Source organism: Acinetobacter sp. V2 (assembly GCF_001188385.1).
GTDB classification, from domain to species: domain Bacteria; phylum Pseudomonadota; class Gammaproteobacteria; order Pseudomonadales; family Moraxellaceae; genus Acinetobacter; species Acinetobacter oleivorans.
On sequence record NZ_JZFB01000001.1, the window covers coordinates 1637391 to 1652084 of the forward strand.

The following is a 14694-nucleotide window of genomic DNA, read 5'->3' on the forward strand; positions in this document are numbered from 1 at the left end:
CAAGGATATCAAGTTGAAGGTCTTTTCATGAAGAACTGGGAGGAAGACGACGGCACGGAATACTGTACGGCAATGGAAGATTTAGCCGATGCTCAAGCAGTAGCAGATAAAATCGGTATTAAACTCCATACAGCAAACTTTGCTATGGAATATTGGGACCGCGTGTTTGAACTTTTCTTAGCTGAATATGCAGCTGGACGCACCCCAAACCCCGACATTTTATGTAATAAAGAAATTAAGTTCCGTGCATTTTTAGATCATGCCATGACTTTAGGTGCAGACTTTATCGCGACTGGTCATTATGCTCGCCGTGGTGAAACTGCTTACAACTCGAAAGGCGAAGCATACGCACCATTATTACGTGGTGTAGACAATAACAAAGACCAAACTTATTTCTTGCATGCTGTTCATGGTAAAGAAATTAACAAAACCCTATTTCCAGTAGGTGAGATTGAAAAGCCAGAAGTTCGCAGAATTGCTGAAGAACTTGATCTTGCTACAGCCAAGAAAAAAGACTCTACAGGCATCTGTTTTATTGGCGAACGTCGATTTAATGACTTCCTTAAACAATATTTGCCCGCTCAACCTGGAAAAATTGTACTTGATACAGGTAAAGAAGTTGGTGAACATCACGGTCTGATGTACTATACGCTCGGTCAACGTGGTGGAATTGGTCTAGGTGGTTTGAAAGGTGCAGCGGAAGGTGCATGGTTCGTACTGCATAAAGATATTGCCAATAATCGCCTAGTTATTGGTCAGGGACATGAACACCCTCTCATGCAAAGCACACAGCTTTGGAGTGAGTCAATTGACTGGGTGGCTGGTGAACAGAATATTCCTGTTGAAGGTTTACGCTGTACAGCTAAAACACGCTATCGCCAACCTGATCAGGCATGTACAGTTTTTATTGATGAAAATAGTGAACACGGTGTACGAGTTGAGTTTGATGAACCTCAGCGTGCTGTTACACCGGGTCAAAGCGTTGTATTTTATTCAGATGAAGTTTGCTTAGGCGGGGGTGTCATTCACCATACAAATGCCCCTACACCAAATTTTATTTAAGGGAATGAATGACATGGTGGAGTTACCATTTCAACAATCACAAGCCTTGAATGTTCGCCAAAACCGTGCCCTTGCCTTGGCTGGGGTATTTCAGGCTACCCAGCTCACGCACATGACAGCTTTAACTGGTCAGCAGAGTATTGGTGAAAGTGGTAACTTCTATTTTGAGCTGTTAATCAAAGCGAGTTTAAATATTCGCCCTACAGTCAACAATGGTGTTCAAACATTAGATTTTTTTAATCAGTTGGCAGATATTTCTTTAGGGCTTAAAACCCTCGAAAATTGTATTACTCAACCTTTTACAAATATGCCCAAATCTCGCCTTCCAAAAATGGGCACAGCTAAGCTTCCAATGTCATATGCGATGTCCCTTTTGCAATTAGAAAAGAAGGTCTATAGCAATCCTGAATACGTCGCAATCATTGAAAAAGCTCAGCAAAAGATTTTAAAACAGCTTTCTTTTTTTGATAATAACTACTTACACCCAAGCATTTTAGCCAATTTGGCTCAAACCTATGTTGATACTGCTGGGCAGATTAACCCTCGCATTCTCGTTCGTGGTAATGCAGAAGCATTTAAAGATACCAACCATACTAACCGCATCCGCGCTTGTCTGTTTACTGGCTTGCAAATGGCCCATTTATGGCGACAACTCGGTGGTAGTTCGTGGAACATGATTTTTAGCAAACGTAAATTGCTACAGGATATTCAGGCACTTGCTCGTTTACAGTACCAAGTCATCTAAGGCTGTAAAGAGATTATTTTTTGTTTTATGTTTATTCCAACATTAAGGAATCGTTATGAACGCTTTAACCGCACTATCACCATTAGATGGACGTTATGCCAGTAAATGTGATGCGCTACGCCCTTTTCTTTCTGAGTTTGGTTTAATTCATGCTCGTGTCACTGTAGAAGTGCGTTGGTTACAAGCGCTTTCTAACCGTCCAGAAATTGTTGAAGTTGCTCCTTTTTCAAATGAAACAAATGCAGCTTTAGATGCAATTGTTAGCAACTTTTCTGAAGAAGATGCTAACCGCATTAAAGAAATTGAGCGTACAACTAACCATGATGTAAAAGCTGTTGAATATTTCTTAAAAGAGAAAATCGCAGGTATCGCTGAATTACAAAATGCGGGTGAATTCATTCACTTTGCATGTACTTCGGAAGACATCAATAACTTGTCTCATGCACTTATGCTTAAAAATGGCCGCGAAGTTTTAGTATCAAGCATGAAGCAAATTTTAAATGCGATCTCTACTTTAGCAACAGCTCACGCTGAACAACCAATGTTGTCTCGTACACACGGTCAAACTGCAAGCCCAACAACTTTGGGTAAAGAAATGGCGAACGTTGCATACCGTTTAGCTCGCCAAATTAAACAGTTTGAAAATGTTGAGCTACTAGGCAAAATCAATGGTGCTGTAGGTAACTACAATGCTCACCTTTCAGCTTACCCAGATGTTGACTGGGCTGCACATGCTCAAGCATTTGTTGAATCTTTAGGTTTAACATTCAACCCGTACACGACACAAATCGAACCACATGACTACATGGCAGAGTTGTTTGATGCGTTACGTCGCTTTAACACGATCTTAATCGACTTTAACCGTGACGTATGGGGTTACATTTCTTTAGGTTACTTCAAACAAAGATTGAAAGATGGTGAAGTTGGTTCTTCAACTATGCCACACAAAGTTAACCCAATTGACTTTGAAAACTCTGAAGGTAACTTAGGTATTGCGAATGCTGTATTGGCACACTTAGGCGAAAAATTACCAATTTCTCGCTGGCAACGTGACTTAACTGACTCTACTGTACTTCGTAATATGGGTGTTGGTTTTGCGCAAAGTTTAATTGCTTTTGATGCGTGTTTAAAAGGTGTTGGTAAACTTGAGCTCAATGCAAACCGTTTACTTGAAGATCTTGATCAAGCTCAAGAAGTTTTAGCAGAGCCAATTCAAACTGTTATGCGTCGTTATAACGTTGAAAAGCCATATGAAAAGTTAAAAGCATTAACTCGTGGTCAAGCAATGACTCGCGACATGATGGTTAACTTCGTAAATGGTGATGAACTTTCTCAAGTACCAAGCGAAGAGCGCGCACGTTTAGCTGAACTTACTCCAGCAACTTACACAGGTAATGCAGCTGAACAAGCTAAACAAATTAACGATTTAATTAGCAAAATCTAATTAAAAAGTTCATAAAAAGCGGAGCTTCGGCTTCGCTTTTTTATTACACTGATATAAAGCACAATAAAGTACTATTTCTAAAATGATCGAAAAACAATTCAAACTTAAACACTATATTGCTCTTGGCCTTATTTTTATTGCTATCATATTGTCTGGTATTCAGCCCCTTGAATTTGAAGCTTATTTACTTCATCAGGTGGGTACAGTTTTTATGTTAGTCCTCTTATTTATTATTTTTAAAAAGATTGGTCTCGATTATTTAAGTTTTACTTTCTATTTAGGTTTCTTGCTCATCCATATTATTGGTGCACACTACCTGTACTCATATGTTCCGTACAATAACTGGATTCAACATATATTCCATTTTAATCTAGATCAATACATGGGATGGTCTCGTAACATGTATGATCGTTTAGTTCATCTTGCCTATGGAGTTTTACTCTACCCTCTTATTTATCGAGTTTTTCAAGTTTGGTTACCGACAGCTCGACCTTTTACTCTGTTTTTACTTGTGATCCAATTCGTCATGGCATCTAGTGTCTTTTATGAACTCATTGAATGGGTAATTGCGATTGGCTTATCGCCAGAGCAAGCCGAAAATTATAATGGCCAACAAGGCGACATGTGGGATGCCCATAAAGATATGTTATTAGCAACGATCGGTGCAATTCTCTATGGACTGGCAGCTCTTATAAAAACACCTAAAATAAATAATTCATAAATAAAAAAAAGCGCTCAATGAGCGCTTTTTTTAAGAGTTCTTTAGACGACTGAATAAGTTTGATCTAACAGATTTGATAAAGCCGAAGAAGTCGTATTTGGTAGAAGCTGTTCTAGATTCGTTGTGACATCACTCGCTGTATTATTTACTTCGCTCTGCTCATTCACTACAGGTTTAGAATCTGTTGCAGATAAAATTTTTGCGATTGGGTCAGAAGCATCCGTTGAAGAACTTTTCAATAAATCATCTAATGACACAGATTTTTGCTGCTGACTAGTCGTTTCATTGGTTGTAGTTTGCGCTAACTTTAATGTATTTAACTCGACACTATCGGCCACAGAAGGGACAACTTTATTTACATCACTACTGACAACTTCACTCGTACTCGCCACTTTTGGCGCGACGACATAAAAGGTAAATGATGAACTCACTTCACTAGTAAGTCCGGCTGCATCTGTTTGCATTAAAGTAATTGTATGTTTTCCAATAGCTAAATCTTTATCAAGTGTAAATGACCATAGATTATTGGCACCTACCTGACCAACTTTAAGAATCGAAATTGCGACTCCATTATCATAAATAGTTAAGGTCGCGTTGGCTTCAACTTGAACAGTAAATTTTGGTTTAGCATCATCGGTTTCAGAACCTGCTGTAATTGCTCCTTTTAGAGGCCCTACATCATCATCTAAACCTTTTAACACAGGCTTAGATGGTGGTGTTGTATCCTTTGTACCTGTAATTTGACTCGTTTCAGAACTATTACCGGCCCCATCTATTGCAGTAACATTCGCTTTATTATTATCCGTTAAAGCAGGTGAAATAGTGATTGTAAATTTTCCATTTGCATCTGCCGTTCCCGTACCAATTACCTTAGTACCTATTGTTATTTGTATTTTCGCATTAGCTTCGGCAGTTCCTGTTACTGTTGTCCCATCCCCATTAATTTGAGCTGTAGGTTTATCTGGCGCTATAGTGTCATAACCTATAGAAATTTCTAAGGGCTTAGAGGTATTACCCGCTGCATCTTCAACAATGATTGTAGCCTTTTGAGATTCTTTTAAGGCAGAAGAAAGCGTGATTTGAAATTCACCTTGAGCATTGGCCGTCCCAGTTCCAATGACTTTACCATCAGCATCTTTTATTTGAACTTTTGTATTAGCCTCTGCTTTTCCTTCAACTACTGTTCCTTCTTTATTCACTTCAACTAAAGGAGCATCTGGAGCAAAAGTGTCCTTTCCAGCAATGATTTTAGTTGGCTCAGATTCATTTCCAGCTTTATCTACAGCAACTACTTTACCACCTGCTTCATTGGTCAATGGAGGAGTAAGCTTTAAAGAAAAGATACCATCTGAATTTGCTTTTACAGTTCCTAATAATTTTCCGCTAGCATCATAAACACTAATATTAGCGCTACCTTCAGTTTTACCAGTTAAGATCGAACCATCTTCACTTAACTGAGCTTGTGGAGCATCTGGCGCAATTGTATCTTTTGTACCTGTAATAGTAGCAGCGATAGACTCTTTACCGTCCCCATTTTGAGCAGAAACATTTAATTTATTTCCATCTGCCAAAGGTTTCTCGAGTTTAATAGTAAAATTACCACTTGCATCTGCGTTACCAGAAGCAACCACATTTCCACTTAAATCTTTAATATAAATTTTGGCATTAGCTTCTGCCTTACCAGTGACTGTAACGGCATCATCTGCAAGTTTTAGTTCTGTTGGTTTCGCAGTATTTGGGACATCAACAGGTGAATCATCTTTGTCATCTTTATCAAAAGCCCACAAATATAAACCTTCAGCAGCTAAAACTGCTAAGCCAGCTTTTAACACATTACCCATCGAAAACGTTGGGGAATCATCAACCGCCATTGTTGACGCTGGTTGACTAGTGCTTGTATAAGCTAAATCTGTGACATGGTTTAAACCTGTATAGTCAATCACCTTACCTTGTGCGTCGAATTGGGCTTCAACAAATTTTCCGTGTTCAGTCGGAAAAACAAGTGAATGGTCTGTTGTATTTGTTGCTTCATTAAAGAAATTTTCTAAAACAAGGGTTTCACCATTTTTTAAATGGATGATAAGACTTCCACCCTGCTTTTCCATCGATGCTATATCTTTTTGACTTACACCAATTTGAATGATTGCTGGTTGGTTTAAAACCACTTTATTGAGCTGACCATCTTGTAGAACGTCCAAACCCTCTTTGGATGCCACAATTATTCTTGTCATTATTTCCTATCCTGAATTTCAGTTATATTTTTAAATGTCTAACTTTTTAAATGATTCATCTAAAAGCTATTTTATTGCTGTTTAAAATATCAAAACCATGTGTTTATCACAATTCAAAAAGCATGTTTATCAATAATTATTTTTGACTTTTAATTAAAATATCTATTTCTCATAAAACTCATATCAACCTTAAATATCGCCCTGTTCGAGTATTTACTAAATCTCTCATATATTAAGGCCATCATTTACATTCGTAAGTAAAAGAAGCTGAAAGTACCTATCAGAATCAAAAGAAATAAAGCAGCAAATTTAGTTATTTTCGCATCTGACAAGGTCATTTTTAGCATACTCCAGCCCTGAAAACGTTTTGCAAAAATGCTATTTAGAATAAGAGTTAAAACATGCAATAAAACCAAAGCTAAAAACAAGTTTGCAAAAAATTCGTGTAGGTCTTTCAAAGAAAAATTAACATGCTCAGTCGCATACCCTAACCCCACCACAATTGGAATCACGAGAAATATAAGTACAATTGAAGTTTGAAAAAGTGCAATACTGATTGAATGAATTGAATTTTTAGAAAAAATACTCTTAGAGTTTGAATGACTTAAAGATTTTTTAATCGCATTTATCGCTATGTTACTTCGCTTTTTAATACCGAACGGTATTGTACTTGAAATACGTGGACTCAAAAAATGCCAGATCACTCGCGCAGTAATACTAATAAGAAGTACGTAACCAAACATCATATGGACTTGGTGCAGATCTTCATTGTCTCCTGTGAAGTAAGCACCAATAAAACCAAGCATAATAATGATATGTAAAATACGTATGAGAATATCAATGTGTGGCCATGTTTTTGACATCACAAAAACTCAGAAGTGAAAAGTTAACTATAACTTTTACAATAGAAACTTAAACAAATATTAATCAAATTTCTTTCATCACTCACATAAAAAAAGAGCACCCTTACAGGCACTCTCTATTTCAAAATTTAGCTTAATTAAAATCTAGTATCACGCATTTGTACTAAAGTTGAATTGGCTTTGGCCAACGTGTCTGCAACTTTATTCATTACAGCTGGAATCAAGCTATCTGCCATTTGAGCTGCTTGTAAACCTAACTTTTCACCTAAAGTCGCTTTCTTACGTGTATTAATCACATAAACATCATGTTGTGGTAATAACGCCAATAGATACTCATCAGATGTTTGTAATTTATCAACAAGGTTTAGCTCTAGCGCGTCTTCACCATACCAATGCTCACCTGTAGCGACTTTATCAACATTAAGTTGTGGACGGTACTTTTCTACAAAGTGCTTAAATAACACATGAGTTTGTTGAAGCTCTTCTTCGAACTTCGCTTTACCTTCAGGGGTATTTTCACCAAACATCGTGACAGTACGTTTATATTGCCCTGCTGTGTAAAGCTCGAAATCCACATTGTGTTGTTTTAAAAGACGGTTAAAGTTTGGAACTTGAGCAACCACACCAATTGAACCAACAATAGCAAACGGCGCTGCAATAATTTCATTTGCAATACATGCCATCATATAGCCGCCACTTGCTGCTACTTTGTCTACGCAAATCGTCAAATGGAAGCCTGCATCGCGTAAGCGTACCAATTGAGCTGCTGCTAGACCATAACCATGTACCATGCCACCCGGGCTTTCAAGGCGAACCACAACACGGTCACGGCCTGCTTTAGCAGTTGCTAAAATGAGGGTAATTTCTTCTCGCAAGTTTTCAACTGCTGAGGCTTGGATATCACCCTTAAAATCTAAAACAAAGATTTTTTGATTATTTTTACGGCGAATTTTAGCTTCTTTAGCAAGTTGTTGAGCCAATTGTAAAAGTTCTAAACGGCTTGCAGTTGTTTGTGCAATTTTTTTTCTCTGTTCATTTACACGTGCATTTAAATGACTCACACGTATTTCTGCAGGGAGTTTAGGCAAATGGAATAACATAAAATTCTAAGCTCATAAGTTATCTTTTATAGCCTTAAGATGTGGTCGTTTTGATTAAAATTCAATAGCGTTTTTGCAAAATAGAGTCATTTTCATTTATAAAATAAAAAAAGAGCACATGGCTCTTTTTTTTATATGGATGACTAGTTAACCGAATCGTCCAGTAATATAAGCTTCCGTCAACTGATGGTCAGGTTGAGTAAAGACTTTTTCAGTTGAGTTAACTTCAATCAAATCACCTAAATGGAAATAAGCAGTACGATCAGACACGCGTGCCGCTTGTTGCATTGAGTGAGTCACAATAACAATTGTATATTGCGTTGATAATTCAGAAATTAATTCTTCGATTTTTGCTGTCGCGATTGGGTCAAGCGCAGAACATGGCTCATCCATCAAAATCACTTCAGGACTTACTGCAATCGTACGAGCAATACATAAACGTTGTTGCTGACCACCTGATAAACCAGTACCCGGTTGATTCAAACGGTCTTTCACTTCGTCCCATAGACCCGCTTTACGCAAGCTATTTTCAACAATTTCTTCAAGATCATATTTATCACGTGCTAGACCGTGAAGTTTAGGACCATAAGCCACGTTATCAAAAATAGTTTTAGGGAACGGGTTTGGCTTTTGGAATACCATACCAACCTGAGCACGTAATAATACGACATCAAGGTTTGGATCATAAATATTGTGGTTATCGAGTGTAATTTTACCTGTCACACGGCAACCATCAATAGTGTCATTCATGCGGTTTATCGTACGAAGAAAGGTCGATTTACCACAACCTGACGGTCCAATAAAAGCAATAACTTCGTTCTTGTAAATATCGAGGTCAATACCTTTAATCGCTTCAAAATCACCATAATAAACATGGGCATCTTGTGCACTAATTTTGATTTCGGTTGAGTTCTGCTTTTTTGAAGTTTGTGGTTCAAAATGCGAAACATACGAAGTGCCATGATTCTGCGATTTATCTGTAAATTGAGATTGTTCAGTGTTCACTAACTTATCCTTTTCTAAGGAATTCGTAATATCAATAGTATTCATTATTTATCCTCTATTACCAACGCACTTCGAACTTTTTACGTAACCAAATTGCAAGACTGTTTAAACCAATCATTAGTGCAAGTAGTACGATAATCGCAGCGGCAGTACGGCCTTCGAAGAAGTTACGCAACTCATTACCTTGCCATAAGTAAACTTGGACAGGTAATGCAGTTGATTGATCAAATGGTGTTGCTGGAATACTTGCAACGAATGCACTCATTCCAATTAAAAGTAAAGGTGCCGTTTCACCAAGCGCATGAGCAACACCAATAATTGAGCCGGTCATAATGCCTGGTAAAGCTAATGGTAAAACGTGGTGGAAAATAGTCTGGAATTTAGAAGCTCCCAAACCAAGTGCAGCTTGACGAATAGAAGGTGGCACTGCTTTTAATGAAGCACGTGTCGTAATAATGACTGTTGGTAATGTCATCAAACTTAAAACTAAACCACCGACTAATGGAGCAGATAACGGTAAATGCATCCAGCCAATAAAAATTGCCGCACCGAGTAAACCAAACACAATTGAAGGAACAGCAGCAAGGTTATTGATGTTAACTTCAATAATGTCTGTAACAATATTCTTTGGAGCAAATTCTTCAAGATAGATTGCGCTGGCAACACCAATTGGAATCGCAATAATGATCACAATCAGCATCATGAATAATGAACCCATAAATGCGCCAGCAAGACCACTAATTGCAGGTGAACTACGAGAGTCCGGATTCTTAAACAAGTTTAAATTGAACGTATTTTCAAGAACACCTTTTGCTTTTAGTTCATCCGCAAGTTTACGTACTTCTGGTTCAAGTTGTTGCTGATCATCTGGCAATGAACGGTCAATATTACCTTTTAACCAAACATCAACATTGGCATCGCCCAAGAAATTAATATTTTCTTTTTTACCAATGAGTGATGGGTCTGCAAAAACCATGTCACGTAAACGATAAGCCTCTGAACTCGCATAAAGACTACTTAAGTAATCACGTTCACTAGCAAGTGCAGGATCTTTGGCAATCATTCCATTTACAATGATGCCGTCCCAATCCACCATACCCATTTTTGTTTGCCAAGCTACATAACGCTCTTGGTAATGAGCAGGTGTTTCACCTTGAGTACGTACAGGTACTGGACCTGCATCAATTACTTTCGGATCGAAGTAAATTGGAACATTCATGCTCGTTTGCCAAAAAGCAGGTAAACCTTTTGCCAAAATACTGCTAAACAATAGCGCTACGAATGCAAGACCAATAACAACTGCCGATAAACCAGCAAAACGGAAAGCTTTTTCTTTACGGTGACGTTTAGCCAATGACTTTTCAATCACTTTTTTACGGCGATCACGTGCTTGAGCAGCAGCTTGTGGATCAAATACGTTCTGATCCATAGGAGACGATGTATTTGATGTACTCATTCGTATTGCTCACGGTATTTACGCACAATGTACAGTGCAACAATGTTTAAACATAAGGTAATCACAAAGAGTGTCAGACCTAACGCGAATGCAACCAAAGCTTGTGGGCTGGCAAAGTCAGTATCACCAGTTAACTGTTTTACTATCGTAACGGTCACTGTCGAAACAGCTTCAAATGGATTTGCATGTAAAAGTGGACTGTTCCCTGCTGCCAAAACCACAATCATGGTTTCCCCTACGGCCCGAGAGACAGCTAATAAAAAGGCACCAGTGATACCCGGTAACGCAGCAGGTAAAACGACTTGGCGAATTGTTTCTGACTTAGTTGCTCCAAGTCCTAAAGAACCGTCACGTAGTGCACGAGGTACTTGGGTAATAATGTCGTCTGATAAAGAAGAAACAAACGGAATAATCATAATCCCCATCACGAAACCAGCAGTTAAAGCACTGGTCGCGTTAATTTCAAGACCAACGTAAGCACCAGCTGTCTTGAAAAATGGTCCAATAATCATCATGGCAAAAACACCATAAACAATTGTTGGAATACCCGCTAAAACTTCAATTGTTGGTTTTGCCCACGAGCGTAACCACGGAGAAGCATATTCAGCTAAATAAATGGCAATCATTAATCCAATGGGTACGGCCACTAATAAAGCAATGCCGCTGACCATGAGTGTGCCCCAGAGTAATGGCAATAAACCATAACTACCTTCTGCATTACCTGAAGTACTAAAGCCTGGGTTCCACTCTGTTCCGAAGAAGAAATCAAGCGGGCTTACAAAACGGAAGAAGTGCATTGCTTCGCCAAACATCGACATCACAATACCGATGGTTGTTAAAATCGCAACACCTGAACATAAAATCAAAGCAACATTAATGGCACGTTCAACTTGGTTACGTGCACGATATTGTTGATTAATCTTTTTCTTTGCCCACACTAAACCTAATAAAGCTGCACAAACTACAACAGCAAATTTGGCAAAAGAGCCAATGGTTTGAAATTTTGCAAACTGTTGTGCAGCAGCTAATTCATAGGCAGCCGGCTTATCACTTACCCCAAAACCTGAAGCAATCGCTTGAACACGATCAATCAAAACACTTCTGCCAGCTTCATCAAGTGATGCACTTACAGATGCAGGAATATTATTAAAGATAATGTGATTTAAAATACTTGGTTCAACCAAGCTCCAAATGATCAAAATTAAAAAAGCAGGGATACCGCACCAAAGACCAACCAGTGCACCATAATAACCAGGACGAGAATGTAATGTCGCCGAGTTGCTTCCCTTACCTGCTAGGCTACGGCTCTTTCTCAGCCCAAGTTGATATGCGATTGCCACAAGGGCTAACAACACACCGATAAGTAGCAGATTCATGTACTCTCCACTGTTTTCTCAATTGTCATAATTTGGAAAAACAAGTTAGACAAAAAGGCTGATGAACTCTCAAGATCACCAGCCTCTATTCAAACTAACTTATTTAACAGTTTTACCTGCTTTAAAGTCAGCCAATACTTTTGCACGTTCAGCATCAGACATTGCGATTAAGCCATCACGTTCAGCTTTAGAGCCTTTACCTGTTGCTTTTTTGCTTACGAAATATTCTACATATTGCGGTAAGCCTTTAACTGATTTTAAATGTTCGCCTTTCACGTAGAAGAATAATGGACGAGACACAGGATATGTACCGTTCAATACAGTTTTCTCAGATGGAAGAACGTTATTTACAGTTGCTACACGTAACTTGTCACGGTTCATATCATAGAAACTTAAACCAAACACGCCTACTGCACTTGGAGAAGTTTTTAAGCGAGCTAGAGTTTCTGTATAGTCACCAGCAATTTCAATTACACGGCCATCTTTACGGAAAGTAGAACATGCTTTCTTCTGAGCATCTTTATCTAAGTTCTTGAAGTATTCATACGCTTCACAACCAGCATCAACCATTTTCTCTTGGAAAACTTCACGAGTACCGTGGTTAGATGCAGGAATTACAAGAGTAATTGGTTCATTTGGAAGTGATTTATCAATCTGGTTCCAGTTTGTATATGGGTTTGGAACCAATTTACCATTTGAAGGTAACTGTGCAGCTAAAGCAGCAAACACATGGTAAGGTTTTAATTTATAAGCTGCTTTGTGTGAGTTAGACGCAAATACGATACCGTCGTAACCAATTTTGATTTCTTGAATTTGTTTTACACCAGCTTTGTTACAAGCTTCAATTTCAGTGCTTTTAATTTTACGAGAAGCGTTAGCAACGTCGATTGTGTTATCGCCAACACCTTGACAGAATTGTTTCAAACCAGCAGAAGAACCGCCAGAACCAACTACAGGAGTTTTAAATTGAGGAAATGTATTACCAAACTCTTCAGCTACAACGCTGGCAAATGGTAGTACAGTTGAAGAACCAGCAATTTGAATCGTATCACGAGCTGCATTTGCAGTCGTTGTTACAGCTGCCCCAGTTACTGCTAACGCAATTGCGATTTGACGTGGATTTAAGCGCATTCTGTTCTCTCTCATTAATGCAATAGGTTGTACGTCACTTTTTGTTGAGTGCTTGTACGCTCTTCGATAGCTGCATTGTGAATAGAAAATATGACAATTAAGTTACAGTATGATGACGCTTTAATGATTTCGATATTGTTAATTGTCACATTATTATTTTTTATCTGTTATCAAATATTTAATTCAATCTGAGTGGATATTTTACTCTGTATATTAGTCTCTATTATGACACTGATTAAAAATATAGATTTTAAGTATTCATAAAATATTAAACCAAAAGATATTATAATTATTTTAAAAATCGATAATTTAACTATATTTTTACTTTTACTACTAAAAATAATTTTATTACTAAAATTCTGAACAAAAATTACGGTAGATAATAATTTCTTTGTAACATGAAAATAATATGACAAAAGATAAAGGGTTACCTACCGTGTGTAAGGTAACCGCAATATCGTTGTAAATTTAGTGGATTAATTCGATTGTACTTCTGGCATTGCGACCATTTTTCTGCGGTATTTGAAGAAATACATCAGTGCTAAAACAGCAAGCCAGATTGGACCTAAAATAACGGCCAATCTCATATCTGGCGTCATTGCCATAATAATAAGAATAAAGCATACAAAGCTAATGGTTAAGTAATTACTCCATGGACTCATAATGCTTTGGAACTTAGTTTGGCGTTTTTGCAATTTCATTGCTTTGGTAAATTTCAAATGTGTGACTGAAATCATGAGCCAGTTAATCACAAGTGCAGCCACAACAAGCATCATAAAGAGCTGAAAGGCTTGTCCAGGAATCAAGTAATTTACGACCACACATATTGCTGTGATTGATGCAGAAACAATCGCTGCTGGAACTGGAATACCACGGCTATTTACTTTTTTCAAAATTGCCGGAGCATTGCCCTGCTCTGCTAAACCATGCAGCATACGACTATTACAATAGATACAGCTGTTATAAACCGAAATAGCAGCAATTAAGACCACAAAGTTTAGAACATTCGCAACGCCATTACTGTTTAATGACTGGAAAATCATAACAAATGGGCTACCGCCTTCTGCCACCATATTCCAAGGGTAAAGACACAGTAAGATCCCAATAGCACCGATGTAAAAAATTAAAATACGATAAACAATTTGGTTCACTGCTTTTGGAATAGTAGTCTCAGGTTTTTTCGTTTCAGCAGCAGCAATACCAATAAGTTCTAGACCACCAAATGCAAACATAATAACGGCTAAAGCCATGACAAAACCGTGAATCCCATGCGGGAAGAAACCACCGTGTTGCCATAAATTCGCAATACCTGCTTGCGGACCAGCAGAACCTGTAAATAAGAGATAAGTACCAAAACCAATCATGCTTAAAATTGCAACAATCTTAATGCAGGAAAATAAGAATTCGGATTCCCCAAAAAAGCGGACATTCACCAAGTTAATGCCGTTAATTAAAATAAAGAAAAGTAAAGCAGTCAGCCAAGTAGGAATTTCAGGCCACCAGAACTGAATGAAGGTTCCAATTGCACTGAGTTCAGCCATGCTTACCAGCACATACAAC

12 protein-coding genes are annotated in these 14694 nt (G+C 38.1%); 4 read left to right on the forward strand and 8 right to left on the reverse strand.

All coding sequences use genetic code 11. From position 1 onward, the window contains the following. The 4 genes from mnmA to UC75_RS07550 form a co-directional block, all read left to right on the forward strand. A partial coding sequence (gene mnmA / locus UC75_RS07535; protein WP_228137159.1) for a tRNA 2-thiouridine(34) synthase MnmA occupies positions 1–1062 on the forward strand: 1062 nt, incomplete at its 5' end. Positions 1063–1075: 13 nt separating this feature from the next. After that, a complete protein-coding gene (gene hflD / locus UC75_RS07540) occupies positions 1076–1807 on the forward strand; it encodes a high frequency lysogenization protein HflD (RefSeq protein WP_004643577.1) in 732 nt (243 codons plus the stop codon). Between the two features lie 55 nt (positions 1808–1862). Continuing rightward, complete coding sequence (gene purB / locus UC75_RS07545; RefSeq protein ID WP_004790879.1) at positions 1863–3251, forward strand: adenylosuccinate lyase; 1389 nt, start codon at positions 1863–1865, stop codon at positions 3249–3251. 82 nt (positions 3252–3333) lie between these two features. Further along, the gene (locus tag UC75_RS07550) at positions 3334–3972 is read left to right on the forward strand and encodes a DUF2238 domain-containing protein (RefSeq protein ID WP_049837200.1); all 639 of its coding nucleotides are present in this window, start codon (positions 3334–3336) and stop codon (positions 3970–3972) included. 41 nt (positions 3973–4013) lie between these two features. Here UC75_RS07550 and blp2 read toward each other — a convergent pair whose 3' ends face one another. From blp2 to UC75_RS07590, 8 genes are all read right to left on the reverse strand, one after another. Beyond that, positions 4014–6203, reverse strand: coding sequence for an Ig-like repeat protein Blp2 (gene blp2, locus UC75_RS07555; RefSeq protein WP_049837201.1), 2190 nt, complete (start codon positions 6201–6203; stop codon positions 4014–4016). Between the two features lie 245 nt (positions 6204–6448). Beyond that, positions 6449–7066 (reverse strand): cytochrome b/b6 domain-containing protein, encoded by a 618-nt coding sequence (locus UC75_RS07560; protein WP_049837202.1) that lies wholly within the window; start codon positions 7064–7066, stop codon positions 6449–6451. Between the two features lie 137 nt (positions 7067–7203). Next, entirely contained in the window at positions 7204–8166 is a 963-nt protein-coding gene (gene sohB / locus UC75_RS07565; protein ID WP_049837203.1) for a protease SohB, read from the reverse strand. Positions 8167–8313: 147 nt separating this feature from the next. Next, positions 8314–9216, reverse strand: coding sequence for a phosphate ABC transporter ATP-binding protein PstB (gene pstB / locus UC75_RS07570; RefSeq protein ID WP_005307307.1), 903 nt, complete (start codon positions 9214–9216; stop codon positions 8314–8316). Positions 9217–9229: 13 nt separating this feature from the next. Then, on the reverse strand, positions 9230–10627 hold the full coding sequence (pstA, locus tag UC75_RS07575) for a phosphate ABC transporter permease PstA (protein ID WP_049837204.1): 1398 nt from the start codon (positions 10625–10627) through the stop codon (positions 9230–9232). Further along, positions 10624–12003 (reverse strand): phosphate ABC transporter permease subunit PstC, encoded by a 1380-nt coding sequence (pstC, locus tag UC75_RS07580; protein WP_005307309.1) that lies wholly within the window; start codon positions 12001–12003, stop codon positions 10624–10626. The genes pstA and pstC overlap by 4 nt, the downstream gene beginning before the upstream one ends. Before the next feature lie 99 nt (positions 12004–12102). After that, positions 12103–13134 carry a substrate-binding domain-containing protein gene (locus tag UC75_RS07585; protein ID WP_049837205.1) on the reverse strand — a complete coding sequence of 344 codons (1032 nt, stop codon included), beginning with the start codon at positions 13132–13134 and terminating at the stop codon, positions 12103–12105. Positions 13135–13610: 476 nt separating this feature from the next. Continuing rightward, positions 13611–14694, reverse strand: a 1084-nt coding sequence (locus UC75_RS07590; RefSeq protein WP_228137160.1) for an amino acid permease, incomplete at its 5' end; no start/stop codon positions are given.